Origin of the sequence: Nocardia vinacea (assembly GCF_035920345.1) — a bacterium.
GTDB lineage: Bacteria > Actinomycetota > Actinomycetes > Mycobacteriales > Mycobacteriaceae > Nocardia > Nocardia vinacea_A.
On the sequence record NZ_CP109149.1, the window covers coordinates 4,247,640 to 4,266,376 of the forward strand.

General features: G+C 65.4%; 10 protein-coding genes and 1 pseudogene. 1 reads left to right on the forward strand and 10 read right to left on the reverse strand.

The annotated features are described in order from the left end of the window. Positions 1–39 precede the first annotated feature (39 nt). The 7 genes from OIE68_RS19775 to OIE68_RS19805 form a co-directional block, all read right to left on the reverse strand. Positions 40–1,362 carry a PPE domain-containing protein gene (locus OIE68_RS19775; protein WP_327100842.1) on the reverse strand — a complete coding sequence of 441 codons (1,323 nt, stop codon included), beginning with the start codon at positions 1,360–1,362 and terminating at the stop codon, positions 40–42. Between the two features lie 30 nt (positions 1,363–1,392). Then, complete coding sequence (locus OIE68_RS19780) at positions 1,393–1,710, reverse strand: PE domain-containing protein (RefSeq protein WP_327100843.1); 318 nt, start codon at positions 1,708–1,710, stop codon at positions 1,393–1,395. A gap of 156 nt (positions 1,711–1,866) precedes the next feature. Continuing rightward, positions 1,867–5,877 carry a type VII secretion protein EccCa gene (gene eccCa / locus OIE68_RS19785; protein WP_327100844.1) on the reverse strand — a complete coding sequence of 1,337 codons (4,011 nt, stop codon included), beginning with the start codon at positions 5,875–5,877 and terminating at the stop codon, positions 1,867–1,869. After that, positions 5,874–7,433, reverse strand: a complete 1,560-nt coding sequence (gene eccB, locus OIE68_RS19790) for a type VII secretion protein EccB (RefSeq protein ID WP_327100845.1) — start codon at positions 7,431–7,433, stop codon at positions 5,874–5,876. The genes eccCa and eccB overlap by 4 nt, the downstream gene beginning before the upstream one ends. A gap of 5 nt (positions 7,434–7,438) precedes the next feature. Next, positions 7,439–9,244 carry a type VII secretion AAA-ATPase EccA gene (eccA, locus tag OIE68_RS19795; protein WP_327100846.1) on the reverse strand — a complete coding sequence of 602 codons (1,806 nt, stop codon included), beginning with the start codon at positions 9,242–9,244 and terminating at the stop codon, positions 7,439–7,441. A 320-nt stretch (positions 9,245–9,564) separates the two neighbouring features. Further along, complete coding sequence (locus OIE68_RS19800) at positions 9,565–11,046, reverse strand: hypothetical protein (protein ID WP_327100847.1); 1,482 nt, start codon at positions 11,044–11,046, stop codon at positions 9,565–9,567. Positions 11,047–11,051: 5 nt separating this feature from the next. Next, a complete protein-coding gene (locus OIE68_RS19805; protein ID WP_327100848.1) occupies positions 11,052–12,011 on the reverse strand; it encodes a C40 family peptidase in 960 nt (319 codons plus the stop codon). A 514-nt stretch (positions 12,012–12,525) separates the two neighbouring features. Between OIE68_RS19805 and OIE68_RS19810 the strand changes: the two genes are divergently transcribed. Further along, positions 12,526–13,593 carry a hypothetical protein gene (locus OIE68_RS19810; RefSeq protein ID WP_327100849.1) on the forward strand — a complete coding sequence of 356 codons (1,068 nt, stop codon included), beginning with the start codon at positions 12,526–12,528 and terminating at the stop codon, positions 13,591–13,593. 411 nt (positions 13,594–14,004) lie between these two features. Here the strand turns inward: OIE68_RS19810 and OIE68_RS19815 are convergent, their stop codons facing one another. The 3 genes and pseudogenes from OIE68_RS19815 to OIE68_RS47110 form a co-directional block, all read right to left on the reverse strand. Then, the gene (locus OIE68_RS19815) at positions 14,005–16,038 is read right to left on the reverse strand and encodes a hypothetical protein (RefSeq protein WP_327100850.1); all 2,034 of its coding nucleotides are present in this window, start codon (positions 16,036–16,038) and stop codon (positions 14,005–14,007) included. Next, the gene (locus tag OIE68_RS19820) at positions 16,038–17,408 is read right to left on the reverse strand and encodes a hypothetical protein (protein ID WP_327100851.1); all 1,371 of its coding nucleotides are present in this window, start codon (positions 17,406–17,408) and stop codon (positions 16,038–16,040) included. The genes OIE68_RS19815 and OIE68_RS19820 overlap by 1 nt, the downstream gene beginning before the upstream one ends. A gap of 393 nt (positions 17,409–17,801) precedes the next feature. Beyond that, a pseudogene (locus OIE68_RS47110) lies at positions 17,802–18,728 on the reverse strand (type VII secretion target); the annotation flags it as partial. Positions 18,729–18,737: the final 9 nt, after the last annotated feature.

The window sequence follows — 18,737 nt, forward strand, 5'->3', positions numbered from 1 at the left end:
GTTGTTCCTCTCCATCAACTGGAATTCGACCTCGGTGATTTACCTCGGAAGAACTGGGGTATTAATATCCGCATCGTCGTCGGATCGCTCGATGACTCCGACCAGAACTTCCTGATCGGTATCCGATTCCTCCGGACGATCGGTGTACTCGATGACACCGACCACCGGAGGCTTCTCCAGAACCGGCACTTCGAACTGCTCGCCCGGCACGAAGACCTTTTCCGACTTGCGTTCCTCGTCGCGACGACGCCGCCGCATCCGAGCGCTCGCCGCGACCACTCGCCGCGGTGGGCCGCCACGGGTCGCGGGTCCGGCCGAAGCCGGATTCGAGGTGGGTCCGAAGCTCGCACCGGGGGCGCGCAGCCAGCTCGACGGCATGCGAAATCCGGTCGAGGCACCCGGCATCGAACCGAGCCCACCGCTCATCATGTTGATGGCGACGAGACTGCCGATCCCACCGTTCAAGCCAGCCAATGTCGTCGAGTTCTGCGATGCGCCGTACAACCACTCATCCCCCACACCGGAGTCGACGCCGTTCACGCCCGAATCACCGGACAGCGAACTGGGATCCACCTCGGGTGCCAACTGCTGCGGATCGGTGGTCGCGTTCGTCGGATCAGTGGGCTGAGTGGTGTCGGTGGGCTGAGTGGTGTCGGTGGGCCGAGTGGTATCGGTGGTGTCGGTGGACCCGGTGTCACCAGTGCTGTCCGAACTGGTTTGAGTCGTGGTGGTTTGGGTTGTCCCGGTATGAGTGTCGGTCGGGCCGTTGAATGTCGAGTCGTCAAAGGTGGAATAGTCCATCGACCGGCCCGGATCATCGCCGCCGGTCACGATCGGCGGCGCCATAACCGGTGGCGGCAGCGCGGCCAGTACGGGCAGGAGTGCGCCGGCATAGCCCGCCATCACACCGAGCGCGGCCCCCCTGACCATCAGCAATTCGGCCTCGGCCTCGAGCAACGCCAGCCCGGCACCGATTCCAGTGGCGGGGGCCAGCGCTTCCTGCGCCCGAACTTTGGCGCACCATGTGGCGACAGCCTGCATGGCACCTTGGGCCTGGTTGAAAATGGTGGCTGCGGCATTCGCGAGCTCAGCGGTCTGCCGCGCCACCATGGCCTGCTCACGCATCCAATTCGCATGGTTATGGAACGCGGCCTGCGCTTGATCGGACGACAATCCGGTCCACGGTCCTCCGCCCATCTGAGTCATGGAGCCGTCGGTATTGGCCGCAGCCGCATCCAATTGTGTGGCTATTCCCTCATAAGTGAGTGCCGTCAACCGCGTCGTCGCGGCTCCGTCACCCAAGAGCAACGGGTAGATTATTGCTTCCGGCGCCAATGCACCGAATACCACTTGAAGCGGCATGTCATCAGCCTTTGCTCGGGCTGTCCCCGACTACTTTTCGAATACCGTGCCCCTGCTGAGAACTTGCCCACCATCGTGCACATCGGTAGTGGTGTAGCTGAAATCCACCTGGGGCAGCGCGGCCGCCCCATCAACTCCTTGCACTACACCGTTCGCAGTGGTGGGGAAGAACGCCACCGCATGCTTGCCGAAGGCCGCGGGAATGAGTTTGCTGACATCGTCGAGACCCGGCGGCACCGGGACAGACTCGGGGGCAGCCGAACTGAGCATCGCCATCAGATCCTCCGCGCTGATACCGAGTCGTGCGGCTATGACCGGGAGTTCCCCCGGAAGAAGATCGAGGTTCATGACAGTCTCCTAACGACTGGTGCCAGTTGCCGACAAGTGGCACATCAAGAACGTTCCGTCATAGAGAACGCTATGCCATTCCCATCTATGGGAATGGCATAGCGATCGAAACTCCGGAAGAGCTATACCCACTGGCGATCTCGGACAAACCACCACCTACTCCTCTGGCGGCACCCAAGCGGACTGTACGAGATCCTTGCGGGAGTGCAGCGGCTCGACAAAGATGCCGCGACCGACCGGCTGCTTCATCGGCTTCACATCCCCGATGAGAATGCCGTCCAGTTTCGAGCCGTCCATGATGAGACCCGACGAGTTGAGGTTCTTGATCTGACCGAGCACGTTGTCGTACATCGCGGTATCGGCCTGAGCGATATTACGCGCGACGATGACATGCAAACCGGTGTCGCGACCGTCGATGATGATGTCCTTCAACGGTTCCAGAGGATTGCGCAGACCACGCTGGGCGACCATGTGATAGTCGTCGATCACCACAAAGATCTCTGGACCGCTCCACCACGAGCGCTCCTTGAGCTGCTGGGAGGTGACCCCGTCCGGCGGCCGGCGGCTGCGCATCTTTTCCGCGAACGCCGGCAGTCCGTCGAGCAGGTCGCGCTCGCTGGTCAGGAAGCCGATCGACTGCTCGTCCGGGATGGCGTCCATATGCTGGCGGCGGTAATCGATTAGCAGTACCCGAGCCTGATCCTTGGTGAACTGCCTGCGGATCGACGCGAGCAGCGCGGCAAGCACCGTCGACTTGCCCGAGCCGGATGACCCCAAGACGACGAAGTGCGTCGAAACTCCGAAATCGACTGCGGCGGGGTGCAAATCGGATTCGCGAATGCCGAACGGCACCACCAGTCGCTGGGCCGGGCTCGCCGGGCCCGGACGGCCTGCGAGGATTTCGTCCAAGGTGATCTGGGCGGGCAGCAGCTTCACCTCCGGCGCCCGGCGGCCCTGGTAGGTCTGGTGCAGCTGCTCGATCGCGGCCGCCATACCCGAGCCCGCCGAGTCCGCCGCACCAATGCCGTCGATGCGCGGCAGTGCGGTCAGCATGTGCAGCGCGTCGTTGGAGATACAGCGACCGGGGCGATCCGGCGGGATCGCGGCGACGACATTGCGGTGCCCCATGAACACCGTGTCGGTCAAGTCGCCCAGGCGCATCTCCAGCCGGGTCTGCAACAGATCCTTGATGGCCGGACGGATCGCCGCCCACCTGGAGCTGCTGACGACCAAATGAATTCCGTAGTTCAAACCCTGCAGCGCGATCGACTCCATCACCGGCAGGTACTCGTCGAAATACGGTCCGGTGACGGCGAATCCGACATCCCAGCCATCGACGACCAGGAAGACATCGCCATGCTCGTCACCCCGCGCGGTGAGTTCCGCCGACTCCAGAGGCAGGCTGCGGCGGCGGCGGAACTCACGCATGGAATCGATGCCGAGTTCAGCGAACAGCGCCTGCCGACTCGCGATGAGATTGGTGATCAGAGCGAAGGTTCGGCGGATCCGGTCACCGTCTCGGCCCGGGGCGACCGAGCCGACATGCGGCACATTGCGCACACTCGGCAGGCCACCGGAAAAGTCGAGGCAGTAGAACTGCACCTGTTCCGGGGTGTGGGTCAGTGCGGCGGCCATGATCAACGTCTGCAAGGCGGTCGACTTACCGGACTGTGGACCACCGACGACGGCCACATGCCCCCCGGCCGCGGACAGATCGACAGACCACACGTCCTGGCGTTGCTGGCGCGGCTTGTCCACGATCGCCAGTGGCAGCTGCAGTGCGCCCGCTGTGACAGCGGGAAGCAGCTTGTCCAGAGTCGGTGGCACGGTCAGCGGCGGCAGCCACATCTTGTGCGCCGGCGTACCGAATCCGCCCAGCTGTTGCAGCACCGTCTCCATCACGGTCACCGGCTCACCGTCCGGCGCTTCCGGTTGCTGCACAACAGGTTCGGGCTCGACGGCCGCGGGCCGCACATCGATGACGTGCGCCGTGGTGAAATGCTGTGGTGGCCGATAGCCACCGCCGGGTCGCCTGGCCCGTTGGGCGCTGGACGCCGATGCCTGCGCGGGCGCGACATACGGTGAGCCGACATAGGCGGCCTGGAATCGCTGCAGATCACCCGAGCCGACTCGCAGATAGCCCGAACCCGGCTTCTTCGGCAGGTGATACGCGTCGGCGGTGCCGATGGCGTCGCGGGAATCAGCGGTCTGATTGGTGCGCAACGCGATTCGGTACGACAGGTGCGCTTCCAGCTCACCCATCCGGTTGGCGGGCACCTTCTGGGAGGCCAGCAGCAGGTGGATGCGCAGCGAGCGCCCCAACCGACCGATCGCGACGAACAGTTTGGAGAAGTTCGGATGCTGCTCGAGCAGTTCGGCGAACTCGTCGAGGATGATCAACAGCGTTGGCAGCGGGGCGAGTTGCGCGCCCTGTTCACGGGCCCGCTCGTAGTCGGCGACGCTGGCGAAGTTGCCCGCATCGCGCAGCATCCTTTGCCGCCTGCCCATTTCGCCGTTGATCACGTCTTCCATACGAGTGACGAGATCGGCCTCCTCCTCCATATTGGTGACCACGGCCGTCACATGGTGCAGCCGGTCGAACCCCAGGAAGGTCGCACCACCCTTGAAGTCGACCAGCAGCAGGTTCAGCGCATCCGGGGTATGCGTCGCCACCGCCGAAAGCACAAGGGTGCGAAGGAATTCCGACTTTCCGGAACCGGTGGCGCCGATGCACATGCCATGCGGGCCCATGCCCTCCTCGGCCGATTCCTTGATATCGAGATAGACCACGCCACCGGCCGGATCGTGGCCGAAGGGAACGTTCAGCCGGGATCGGTCCGCGTCACGTCGGTGCGGCCACTGCTGCTCGACCCGGATCGCCCCCGGATCGACAATGCCGACCAGATCCTCCCACGACGTGCCGCCGCTGGCCTGATCCGCGACCACGGCCTCGACCACGGTGGACAACCGGTACGGGGAGATGTTGCGGGCCAATGACTTCGCCGTCGCCACCGACATCGCGTCGGCGGCTCCGACTCGCCGCAGCCCACGCACGGTCACCTCGTGCAGCGCTCGATCGGGCCCCACCGTGAACTTCAGCGCCCGTGGCAAGGTCTGCTCGGCCCGCCCCAGCCGCAACCAGGTGCAGCCATCGACACCGGAAATATCCCGATCGGTGGCCGGACTGGTGTCATCGACGATCAGCAGATAATGCTTACGATCCAGCGTCGGTTCGGAATTCGCGGAGAACGGACCACGATTCAGTCCGGCAAGTGCCTTGGCACGCAACTCCGAAACGCTGCGGTACACCATCCGGCTCGACCCGATCGCATCCGTATCACTCGGATGTTGGGTGTGCGGCAGCCATTTCAGCCATGACCACTCCGGTGCGTCCGGATTCGACAGCACCGCCGCGACCGCGACCTGATCCGGGCCATGCAGCACGACGACCTCGGCAACCATCGCCCGCGCCAGCGCGGCCACGGCATCGGGATCGCCGTCGACACCGATCTGCGGCGCCGAAAGCAGATTGATCGCGACCGGCATACCCCCGACAGTCGAATACGCCTTCGCGAATCGAGTCACCTCGACGACGCCGACCGGATCCAGATCGGACGTCGGCGCGGCCTCGGGCACGATGACCCGGACCTGGTTGGCGATCCGGCCCCGCCCGATCCGCACCCGCAGGAACTGCGGACTGGCGACCTGGACTTCCCACATGCGCTTACCGCCGATCAACGCGGCGATCTCGGCCGGACCCGGATGGGTGTAGCGCAGGTAGGTATGCAGTTCGGACTCCGCGGCGTGCACGGTTTTGCGGTTATCGGTAATGCTGCGCAGATAGTCCTTGCGTTCTTCGTTCAGACTCGCAGCGCCCCCGCTACCGCCACCGGAGAGCGCGCCGCCCATCATCCCGCCCATGGAAACCAGCATCATGATCGGGAACATCAGCATCATCGGGTTCAGCTGCCCGCCGCCGCGGAACATCATCACCATCATCCCGGCCATGGCCGCAACCATGACCACCGGCATGATCATCTTCAGCCGCGACGGCGGCACCGGTTTGGGCAGTTCGGTCGGCGGCTGCAGCCGCAATTCGGTTACCGCGGGGGCCTTGGGCCCACGCACCATCCGAGCGGGCCGCACGAACCGGCGGGTAGCCGTCACGAAGTACCTCCCGGAAGTCCTCTGACAGCCTTATTCGTCGGGATGCCGTCGTGCTGGATCTTGGCGTCCTTCTGCGACAGGGTGGGGCCGACCGCGAACAGCGACACGATGGACCATGGAGCGGGCACCGGAGTCCGCAGGCCGAGCGAGGTCAAGGTCGAATCCGGGGTGGAGTTGGACTCGACCACGGCGTCGATGCCGTAGCGAACGCCGCTGTCGGAGATCCAGAACAGCGACTCCCGCCGCGGCGATCCGGATTCCGCGCCGGTCACCTGGACGAAGCGTCCGGTGGTGCGCGGCAGATATGCGGCGTCGGCGGTGGTACCGCGCGATCCGGTCGCCGTCACCAGGCCGACGGTTCGGTTCTGTTCGTCCACCTTCAACGGTAATTGCCGTCCCACGAGCAACTCGGTCGCGGCATTCGGATCCGTGCCCGCGCGCGACCAGTGATAACAGGTCACCCCCAGGCGCATCGGATCGATGACATGCACCGGTCGAGTCGGGTAGCTGGCGGTCCCCGGCCACGCACCGGGCCGCAGATTCGCCGCGATGACATCCGGGCCGACGGTCCGCGTCGTTACCGAACCGTGCGAATTGGCGTTGCGGATGATCGATGCGAGTACCGAATTGATCTGCACCACACCGGATTCCGAGGCCAGATAATAGAATGCGCCACGATCGGGCGCCGATACCGTGAGCACCGTACCGACCGGCACGCTCAGACCCGAGGAGAATGTCACGGTGCTGCCCGCACCGGGCACGTCGGGCACGCGCAGCGGCGGCACCTCGGGGATGGCCGAGATGAAACCCTTGGAGGCCGAGACCACGGTCGAGGTCGGGTCGATGCCCAAAGCCAGGATCACCGCAGAATTACTCATATCTATGGCCGCCCGGACAATGCCCTGCTGCTCGTCGGAGTACACGAGCCAGGTGGTGCTGTCATCGCGCAGCAGTCGCGCCTCATCGGGGCCCAGCCCGCGGACCGCATCGCCGTCGACGGTCAGCGGACCGCTGATCGCGGTCGTCACCACCGGCGACAACGCGACCGTCGGCAATCCGGTCTGCGGATTGACCGGTGCCGCCGCCCCGACCTTCGCGGTATCACACACCGTCCATGAGGAATTCCGGTCGCCGTTGTCCGCGATCACCCCGGGTGCGCCCGGAATACCGACCCATGGCCCGCGCGGATACTTGGCCAACTCGTCACGCGAGACCGGCACCGGATTGTCCGACGAACCGGCGATGAGTCGCGCCGAGGTCAGATTCAGCGCCGGATGCATGCGACCGCCGACGCGCACATACAGCGCGCCGGTGTCCTTCTCCGCGACGATCTTCGAGTCGCCGACCTTCTTCGCCGGTTTGAAGAATCCGAGCATCGCCGCACCGGCGATCACCACGCAGGCCAACGCGATACCGATCGACAGTGCGGTGGAGCGACCGCGCTGCGGATCGTCGATCATCGAGGCGTCCCGACGGACCAGCGCATGCTCGATCCGGCGCAGCAGAAACCGCCAGCCCGATATCTGGTGCTTGGTCACCACCCGGAAGCGCGCCATGCGAATCAGCCAGTCGCGGCCGGCGCCAAGCCCGCGAGCGCGGCGGTGATATCTGAGGAGTCGATGGTCATCAACTCCTCATTGGTCATCGAAAGCACATCCGCGTTTTCCCTGGTAAACCGATAGTCTCGCTCGGCTTCGGCGGACTCGACGACATTGCGGACGAAACGACCGTTGCCCGCCAGATCGATGAGCCGCCGACCGTTCTTGGTCTGCCCCGACAACTGCTCGCACCGTGCCCGCAGCACTTCTTTGGCGTCGGCGGCGAGAATCGAATCCTTTTTGTGCGCAATATGATCGGCAATCCGCACCAGTTCATCGGCGTTGTAGCTGGAGAACCGGATGCGCTTGGTGAAACGCCCGGCGAGACCGTCGTTGGAGGCCAGGAATCGGTCGATCTCCTCCTCGTAACCCGCGATGATCACGACCAATTTGTCGCGATCGTTCTCCATGCGGGCCAGCAAGGTGTCAACGGCTTCCTTGCCGAATGCGTCACCACCGGACAGCCCCTCCTGGATCAGCGTGTACGCCTCATCGATGAACAGCACGCCACCGAGCGCGGAATCGATCAACGCGTTCGTCTTCGGCGCGGTGTGGCCGAGGTGGGTGCCGACCATATCGTTGCGCGATACCTCGATGACTTCGGCGTTCTCGACGACGCCGAGTCCGGCGAAGATCTTCGCGATGACGCGGGCGATGGTCGTTTTTCCGGTGCCGGGCGGGCCGGAGAAGATCAGGTGCTGCGATCGGGAATCCACGGCCAGCCCGCGTTTGGCCCGGACCTGATCCATCAGCACACCCGACTTGAGCCGGTCGACCTGCTCCTTGACCGAATCCATACCGATCTGGGCCCGCAGCAGATCGGAGGCCTCCTCCAGCTGGGACTCGCGTGCGAGCCGCGCGGCGGATGCGGCGACTTCGGTCGGATCGTCACCGGACTTCGGATCCCACTGATTCGTGCGCGAAGCGATGACCTCGGCGGTGGTGATCTCGAGTCGATAGCTCTTGTCCCGCACCGCACGCTGCCATTCGGGGCGGTCCTGCCACAGCGCCGACCCCTGCAGGCCTTTGAGAATCTTGTCAGCGGCTTCTTGATCGCCGTCGTGGCGCAGCAGCATACCGAGCAGGTAGTGCGCGTCCGCCCAGATGTAGGAAAGATTGCCGGACTGACTGTCCTCGACGATGCGCTGCGCGCGCGGCAGGGCTTCGCCGAGCCGACCCAGATGCGCCAGCGACTGTGCCGTCATCAGCTCGGCCGCGATATCCAACAGCCCATCGTCGAGCGAGGGCTTGGCATTGCGGGCCGTGAGCACATCGATCCACTGCTTGGTTCGGAAGAACAGCGACATCCGCACGAAGTCGGCGACATCGTCGCGCGGCACTTCGGCGAGAATGGCCGCGGCCTCCCCCCATTCGCCGCCCTCGGCATAGGAGCAGGCCTGGGCGATGGCGATCTGATCCCGATCCGCCATGGCCACGCGCAGCCCGAAAACGCCGATCTCGACCTGACACCACAGCGCACGATCGACCAGACCCGCGCGTTGCTGATCCCGGTACAGGTTATGCACCGATCGATACGCACCGTAGATCACCTCGGAGGTGACCTCACCGGCCATGGCGCGCCCCAACCAGGCGTCGCACATATCCGGATCCAGGTCCGTAGCGGCGCGGAAGGCAGCCGCCGCCTGCTGTTCATTTCGCACGCCCCCGGCGACGAGCGCCAGACTTTGCACACCTGTGTAGAACGCGTCCTCGGCCGCAGACAACTCGGACTTCCCTTCCGACGATCCTCGTGGACCGAAGATAGCCATTTCCGCCCAGGTTGGGACCGCCGAACCATTCCCAACGCTGGGAAGGCGGCATTGTTACCCGACGTCCGGATATATGTACACATCAATTATCGGCTCGATATTGAATGTACCGCTATTTAGCGGTATGTTGATGGTGGGTCGACGGTCCCTCATCCCGAAGACCCAGCCCCGTCCAGTGGTGGCCGGCGGCCGAGATCCGGCAGCCGGCCACCACCTGGCAAGCGGCGGATCGTCACCCCCAAAACCCCGGCGATCTGTCGTGCGGCGGCCCTCGGTACCCCACGCACCGTCGGCCGCCGCACCCCTGCTTCGCGGCCCGCTCATCGGCCGCCATCTTCGCGGCGCCGGACCGTCGGTACGGTGACCGCCATTTCGCTCGATGCCTCCTCCGGTTGCCGAGCGAGCTTCGACCACGGCGTTTCCCGCGGCTTGCGTGCCGTTGTCGCGCGCCGGTCCAGTGTTTGGAAGACCTTGGAGGGCACCCCTTTCGAGAAGGCCGCGCGCTGTGCCGAGGCCCGGACCGCATGCGCCCACGGTGTTACGAAGCCGCGCGAACGGCTCGGTCCGAGCGGAGGTTGCATGCGGGGGGCGCGGCCGCTTGGGACGACGCCGGAGGCCGCCGCGTCATCGGCGGGACCCACGCTGGGCAGCTGCGCTTCGGCAGGAGAAATACCGGGCATACGCGGTTCTGCGGGGGTAACGCCAGGCACCACCGGTTCGGCCGAGGTCAGGCCAGGCTTCTGCGGTCCCCCAAGCGCCGCACCAGATTTCCGCGATTGAGCGGGGGCCATATCAGGCTTCTGCGCTTCGTCAGGCGCCGCACCGGGTTCCTGCGATTCGGCATAGGCCACACCAGATTTCCGCGAATCCCCAAGCGCCGCACCGGGCTTCTGCGATTCGGCCGAAGTCACGCCAGGCATCCGCACCTCGCCAAGCGCCGCACCAGGTTCCTGCGCCTCGGCCGAAGTCACGCCAGGCTTCTGCTCTTCGATACGGGCCGCACCAGGCTTTTGCCGTTCACCAGGGGCCACACCAGACTTCTGCGGTGCGGCAGGCAACTGCGCTTCGACTGGGGCAGCGGCAAGCAACTGCGGTGCGGCAGGGGCCGCAGCAGGCGTCAGCACATCGCCAGAGGTCACGCCGGACAGCTGGGGTTCGGCAGCAGCGGCGGGCAGCGGCGCTTCGGCCTGCGGTGCAGCAGGCACCTGCAGTTCGGCACGGGGTACCTGCGGTTCGGCAGAGGCAGCGCCGGGCAGCTGTGGTTCGGGAGCCGGTTCAGCGGGCGACGTGCTGACCGACGCCGCACCGCTGAACAGCTTGTCGACGCCGCGTCCGAGCGGTTCGACGGCCCTGCCGATCACCTCGATGACGAGGTAGCCGATCAGAGCTCGCTCCATCTGGGTGCACAGTCGACGCGCCGCAGCAGTGACGAGTGGTCCGGTGATCCGGGCGGCAGGTGTGGCCGTCATGGCCGCGTAAGTCGTTGCCAGCGCGGCGAGTTCGGTCAGGACCACTGCCTTCGTCACGGTAATGACGTAGGCCACCGCATCCAGTGCCTTCGCGATGATGGCGCACACCCGATCGAGTTCGGCCTGATGGTCGTCATCGGAACCGGCCCAGCTCGCGGCCAGGCGCTCATACGCGGCGAGAGCGTCCCCGTTCTCGGAGACACCAGGCCCGCGAGTATTCGTGGCAAAAGTGCGCACCTTGACCGCCAGCCCCCGCACATCGCCTTCGTCGATATCCGGGTATCGAACCCCACAACAGTCGAGGAAATCCGCGACCTCCGGCGGAATCTCCACCGCCACTACAGCACCCGCACCACAATGGCGTCGCTGGACATGCGCGACCACTTCACGGTCGAACCGGAATACGGCGCCTCGATGACCATGCCGTTGCCCGCGGCCAACTGGACATGCTCCGGCCCACGCGCGCTGAACGAACTCGCGGGAAATACCAGGTCGCCGGGGCGCACATCGGCCGCGGAGATCCGATCCCCGCTGTAGATCTGCTCGTAGGTCGTCCGTGGCAGCATCACATGGCCGTCGGAGGCCTGCGCGATCGCGTACTGGGTCAGACCGGAGCAGTCGAAGCCGCCGCCGGTCGGTCCGCCTGCACCACCGCCGCCCCAGATGTAAGGGGTGCCCAGCCATTCACTGGCCGAGGCGACGGCCTTGCTCCCCGCGGTTCCATCCGACGGCACCCGAGGTCGGCCGCGCCGACGACCGTTGGACAGCACCGCGGATCGCGAACGAGCCCGCCGCCGCCGACGCGGTGCCGAAGTCGAGGCTTTTCGGCGGGACAGTTCGGGCATACTCGGCGGCATGATCTGCGCCGCCCGCTGACGCGCCGCCGCGACATCGGTATCGACCTGCTTGGCCGCTTTGGCGATGGTCGTATGCGCCGCTTCGAGCAGGGCGGGCCCGCTGAACCGGGTATCGCCGACCGATGCGATCGCCTGGATGCGCGATTGCAGATCGGCGATCTGATTGGTCAACCGATTCCGCCCGACGACCGTGCCGTCTCCTGCCTCGCCCACGGTCTTGTGCACCACGCCGTCTTTGCCCGCATGGGATTCCACGATCGTCGTTTGGATGCCGCGCGCGTCGGTGTAGCGGGCAACTCCGGTTCCACCGTGCGCACTCAGGTCGGCGTTCATCGCTTGGGCAATGCTCGCCGCGGCGGCCGGATCGGGTTGCCCGTTGCCGTACAGCCCAAGCAGGGCTCGCAGGACCTCTTGGAGGTCGCCCGTCAATGCCGGCGACATTCGACCGACTCGCTCTCGCTCATCACCGACCGCCTCTCAGGACCTGCTCACCAAATGCACTGCCGGTTGGCACCGGTCGCCCCGAATGTCTGGGGCTGACAACGACTATGCGGCAATTTCGCGAATGATTCATCTTCCCAGCGGCGGGAAGCCACGACAATGGGAACAACTTCTGGGAGGCGGTGGCGACAATATGGCGGAGCTGGCGGGTACCGCGGCCGAGACGTGGCAAACACTATTCGGCTCCCCCACCGCCGGCAATTCCACCGAAACCGGCGCTTCATACGGAGCGTCACCAGGTGGTCTTTTCGGCCAACCCCCCGGTGGTCCGCCCGGCCAGCCCCCTGGCGCGCCACCCGGCCAGCCACCAACTGACGGATCCGGGCCACCACCCGGTGGTCCGCCCGGTCAGCCCCCCGGCTCGCCACCCGGCCAACAACCGCCAACCGACGGATCCGGCCCACCACCGGGCCAGCCGCCAGCCGACGGATCCAGTCCACCAGCCGATGCCACCTTGTTCGGCGCACCGCCCGGCGCGACCCCCACCGCTGCCACCACGGCGAGCAAGGCCAAAACCGGCCACTACTGGACGGTGGAACTGACACCACCTCCAGGCGCGTCGGCGGGTCTGAAGGCATTTATCGAAATGGCCGAGGAAGCCATCCAAACCGCCGTCGACCTGCTGGGCCGGGGAACCCCCGAGTTGCCGCCGAACGTCGACGATCTGCTGCGACCGGTGATCTACGAGAGCATCGGCGACAGCCTGATGAAGGAGCAGTACCAAGAAGCTCTAGCGGAGGTCCAATCTCGGCAGACCGCACTGCTGACCTACGACACCAAGGTCATGAAGACCTCCATCGTGGTCGCCGCGGGCAGTGACGAAACGCTGCGAGCCATCAAAGCGATCGTGGCCGAACTCCAGGCGAAGCTGAAAGCCGCCGGAAGCGGGAAGCTCAAACCCGCTCAGGAGGTGGCCCTCATGAAAATTGCCGCCCAAGCAGTAGAACTCGTATATGAGAAGGTCGAGGCGGTCTACCAGCTCAACAACGATATGGCTGGTAGCGGCAACCAGGGCTCCGACGGCAGCGGGTCCGGCAGCGGCAGCGGCCAGTCCGGGGCGAGCGGCTCCGGTGGTGGCGGCGACGGCGGGCTCGGGCAATTGGTGTCGATGCTCGGAATGTTGCCCATGATGGCAATGCCATTGATATCGCAGCTGCCGGAACTGTTGAAGCAGCCGGACAAAGACAAAGACAAGGACAAAGACGGAGCCCAGGACGGCGCGCAGCCCGGCGAGCCGCAAGCGGCGGCGCCCGGCGCCGCGCCCGGCAGTCCCGCCCCCGCGGCGGCGGCACCGGCACCCGGCACCGGCCAACCCGCGGCGGCGGCACCGGCAGCGACGGCAAGCGCGAGTACACCCTCGGCGACGCCGGTGGCGAATACGTCAGGGGTGTCGGCTCGCGCCAATGTCCGGCGCGCGGTGAATCGGACCGGATCGACTCCGACCGATACCGAGACCGACGAAACGCACGAAGACGATCCCGACGACGAGGTCACCGTGGATTCGCCTGTGGTGCAGGCATAGTCGCTGGTTCCCTCGGCCCGAGTCGGCAGACGATATCGTCTGCCGACTCGCCCTGGCCGAATTGGTTCGGCGCGAACCAAGCTCCACCTGGCCATTGCCGAGCCCCGTGAATTTCAGCGGGACCACAGTGCCATCGTCGTCGGCGCGGGAACCGCACGCAGGGCTGTCGGCGTAGACAACACGCGGTGGCCGCTACGACGACGAACGCGCGGCACCGGTGGACTCGAATCTGGGCCGCCGCGGTCCCACCGTGAATCTCAGCGGGACCGCATTGCCGTCATCGTCGGCGCAAGAACCGCACGCGGCGCTGTCGGCGTCGACGACGCGCTACGACGACGAACGCACGGCACCGGTGGACTTGCCCTGAGCCACTGCGGTCCCCGGTGAATTCCAGGGGACCGCAGTGCCATGTCAGATCGTCGTCGGCGCGGGAACCGCAGGCGGAGCTGTCGGCGTCGTCGGCGCCGCGGTGACTCCCGGCGCACTCGGCGTCGGCGTCTCTTGCTGCTGCGCGGAGGTGTCCAGATCGGCCCCGCTCGGGTGGAAGAACCCCTGGAACTCGCCGTAACCGCCGTTGCCGCCATCGGGTGGGTTGTTCGGGTCCAGCGGCACGAGCTGGCCGTTGATGATGACCTCCAGTCCGGAGGGATCCACCACGACAATCGCACTCCGATTCGCCCACTGAACCACGTCACCGGTCTGCAGGTGCGAGCTGTCGACCGAGACCCACGGAGTGCCCGCCGAGGGCTGTCCGGACGTGCCCGAGTAAGCCGACCTGGCATCGCTGCCATTCGGATTATTGAGCTCCTTGTTCACGGCCTGCGCGACCGCCGAGGACACCTTCTGTGTCGTACCGTCGGGCAGCTTCATATCGACCATCGACCGCCCACCGGCGCCGACCGCCGGTGGTGTACTGGCGTCCGCCTGTACGACATTGGTCGGCGCGTCCGTCGCGACGGCCGGGGCGGCCTGTGCCTGCGCCTGCGCGACAGCCTGCTGCTCTTCCTCCCTGCGCCGCCGTCGCTCTTCGCGCTCCTCTTCCTCGCGCTCCTTCTGGGCGTCCTGGCCGTTGTTTCCCATCATCTGCTGCATCATCTGCGACATCATCAACGGCATCATCATCGAGCTCATATCCATACCGCCGCCGGAGCCCGACGAACCGCCGCCACCCGAGTTGTACCCGGCCTGAGTCGCGTTGGTTCCCGTCTTACCGTTCTCGAGCGCGCTGATCGCCGAATTGATCGCCGACATGATGCCGCTGTTCGAGCCGGTGGCGTCGGTTCCGGTGGTCGTGGTGCCGTCGGTCGTGCCATCGGTGGTCGAAGTCGAACCGTCGCCCAGCAGATCGTCGTAGGTGTCGCTGTAATCGGCGTCGGTCGGGGTAGGTGTGGGAGTCGGCGTAGGAGTGGGAGTGGGCGTAGGAGTGGGAGTGGGCGTAGGAGTGGGAGTCGGCGTAGGAGTGGGAGTGGGAGTGGGAGTGTCGACCGCCTCGGCATTTGTATGGAATTTTGTCTCCGCCGCCGTGTACGCCTTGTCCCATTGCTCCATAGCCTCGTGGATGTGCTGGCCGTAGTATCTCTGTTCCGCCTCGTAGGTCAGGAAGTACTTGCCATATCCATCGCTACCCTCCGTCGTATTCTTCTCGTAGACGGGAATTTGCCTTTGTTCCTCGGGTCGTCCCCCCGAGTTTTCTGTGAGCTTGTTGTCGGTGGGCGCCGAGACCTCCGGCTCGAACTTGAGATGCTCGTTTAGTTCGTCTTTGATTCCCACGAGCTTTTTGAAGGCATCGGAGCCCGTTATATCGGAGTCGTACGTGAGTTTTGTGACATCCTTGTACTTATCGGTGTACTCGGTATGCCGCGCGTCCAACTGTTCCTTCAGGCCCTCGTGCGAGCTTCTGACCTCGCCCCAGCCGCTCGCAGTCGTGAGCTGGTCGCCGTCGAACGCGTGAGTGAACTCGGGTGTGCCCTTCGTATCACCGACACCGAGTGAGTCGATATCCCACTGCATAGTGCTCTCGGTGTCCGTGATCGCGAGTTTCAGCTCCGGACTGGCCCCCTTCGGCACCCACAGGTCAACGTACTCCGCGTGTACGAACTCATCGCGATACGAGTTTTCGCCGTATCCCTCCTCGAACTCCGGCGTTTCGGACGCCTCCTGCTTCTTATTCTTGGCGTTGACGACTTCTGTCGGGTCGCCGGTGTCGAGCGCGTTGACAATCTGGCGGTATTTGTCCTGATCGGCCAAGCCCTGGCTTTTGCTCGCGTTGACAAGCAAATCCACAGTGGTGCCGTCGAGCTTCTCCAATGCCTTCTCGAACTCGGGCCCAGACAAACCATCCAGCTCATTCAACGCCTCGGTGGCGTGGTCCGCTATGTCATGACTCAACCCATAACCGTCATCCCAATTATGGATCTTTTCGACGGCTTCATCTGCTGTTGCCATTAGACCCTCCTCTGCTCGCCGGAGCTCTCGGACACCGCCGGACGATTCAGCAATCCGGCTATGGACGGAGGAGGCCCGCCGCGGACAGTTGAACTGACGCTGATCGACCCGACACTGGCAGCGCTAGGTCCAGCATTGTGGGCAACCTGGCCGTTCTGAACCGCCGTACCCGCGTCGACTGTCTTCGCCCCTTGTGCCGCCTCTGTACGACGCGCTGTCGCCTGGAATAGCGGGTGCTCGACGATCTGGCCGTATGCGTAAAGCGCGTCGCGCAAAGTCTGCCGGTCGGGTTCTCCTGCGGCGAGCAACAACAGCAGTTCGTCGGCACGACGCTCGAAAACCATGGCGCGCACGGCTTCCGTGTCGGATGTGACCGGGCGGACGCCGCCGACGGGAACGAAGGACACATGCACCCGCGCCGAGCGCGATGCCGCCGCCATGCCATCGGCTGCGCGTAGCTGATCCCAGTAGTTCGCCGGCACGGGCTGACCGGTATCGAGCACACCGAGAATCCGGTGCCGCAGGGCACGACGGGTGACGGTCGCCTCGTCGAGGCCGGAGAAGGCGGTGCGGACCCGCGCGTCCGCGACTCGAGCCAGCTCGAGGCACTTGGCCCGAATTTCCGTGTCGGGCACCGTGGCCGCCTGACTCAGCGACTCGTCCGAGCCTGCCAGCGCGAGCCGGTCGACCAGTCCGACACCGGGCGCGGCGAGGTCGACGGCGGACTCGGCGGCGGACACCCACTCCTCGATGGCGACGTTGCCGCCTACCGCTGCGCGTATACCGTCTGGGATTGCCGCAGACGACACCAGGGCGCTCGGCACGATAGGCCCGCGACGAACCATCATCAAGCCGAACTCGGCAAGCATTCGGGCCGGGTCGGCAGTCCCCTCCAATGCCGCGATGACCTCGCGCCCCGCAGCGCCGACAATGGAGCTCCACTGCCATAGGAGGGTGACCTCCGACGGCAGGAACAGTCCAGGAGGCAGCCAGCCACGGCCCTCAGTGGAGGTCAAGACAACCATGGGTCCGGCTGGGGTTCGTGCCACGGCCACCGCCCACTCCAAACCGAGCGCCGAATCATCCACCGCGTCGAGGATGGCGGCAAGCAGAGTGCGGGCAAGCATCAAGTCGTCTTCAACCTGTTCCCCTACCACAAACGACGGTAGCGCTCGCCTTTCCTCGGCCGTACGCATAGCGGCCGCGAACGGGCCTGCGGCCAGTGGTGCGGGGATCCGGGCAGCCGCGCCGCTGGCGACCGCTGCCGGGTATGGATCCGTCGCCACTGGTGCGGTTATTCCGCCGACCAGGCTGGGGCCACCGGTAGCGCCCGTGGCACTGCTCGAATCGCCCGCCGTAGTGACCGGCATGTCGGCGGCACCGTACTCGGATCCGCCGCCCGAGGGTGACGTGGGTTCGATCGATGCGATCGCTCCAGTTGGGAAGGTGTTGTAGGTCTGTGGCGCCGATGCGGCCGGTGACACGGGTACCTGATCAGAGCGGACCGGCTCGTCTGGCATGCCCAAGGTGGGAGATGCGGTTACGGGAGGCTGCCCCGGTTGAATGTTGTTCGCCATTGGCGTGTCCGGCTGGGTACGCTCCGGAAGCGGGGCTGTTGGTGTGCCGTGTGTCGGACCGCCCGGAGGGGCTCCGTGGTCGTTACCGCCCGGAGGGGCTGGGTGTTCGTTACCTCCCGCCTGGACGATCTGATGCCCACCGGCCTGATCGCCTTCTTCGAGCGCCCTTGCCGCCGCGAGCAATTGATCTCGCGTCCGCTCATGGTTGTCGGCGAGGCGTTCGGCTCGGTCGTGGCGCTGGTCATAGTAATCCACCAGAGCCGTCCGCATCGGTTCGGCAATCGTGCCGTATGCACGTTTGAAATCAGCGAGCCAAGCCTGCGGGATTTCACCCCACTTCCGGAGCTTCGCCGCGGCCAGATGATGCTGCTCGGCGATTCTGCGCAGCTCATCCGGCTCGACAGCCATGTATCCGGCCATGCTCGATTGATTCCTCCCGCCAGCTATCTCAGATTCATTGTTCCGCCTTCCCAAAATTGGGGGGCTGCCAGTCCGACCCTGGCCTCGCCCGCCATTCCCGAATGACCTCCGCGAGCGGTCGCGGCAGATTGTCGGGGTTGCTCCTGGAGATCTGGTACTGCCGCCGCGCGTCCGCCGCACTTTCGGCAATGGCGACCACGATTTCGTCGGCCAGTTCCCGATTGTCGAACCGGTCGCAGGTTCCTGGCGCCAGATACAGATCCCGCAGCCGTCCCATCGCGTCGACCTCGGGAATAACCAAACCGCTCGGGGACGGCCGTCGCGCGACGATCGCCTCGTTCCGTTCGCGCATCTCAGCGAGGCGGTGCCGCAACTCTCGCCGCAGGCTGCGTCCGAAACGTACATCTGGGTGGATATCTCGCATAGATCCTCACTCATCCGCGGGCAGAACGCCCGCCTGTGCGTCGCCTGGCCGCGGAGCCCATCTCGTTCACGACACGTCAGGAACGCGGCTGAAGAGTGTATCCAGCCCCATCGAGCGCCGCTCGCCCTCCAGGATGCGACAGGATGGACACACATTCTTCCCAGCGCTGGGAAGAAACAATACTCGGGTGCGAGCCGGTTTCCTGAAGGCGAGACCACAAGTTCCCGCGAGGTCCCCATCGACGAGTTCGCCACCGACTTCGGCGGCATACGGCACGC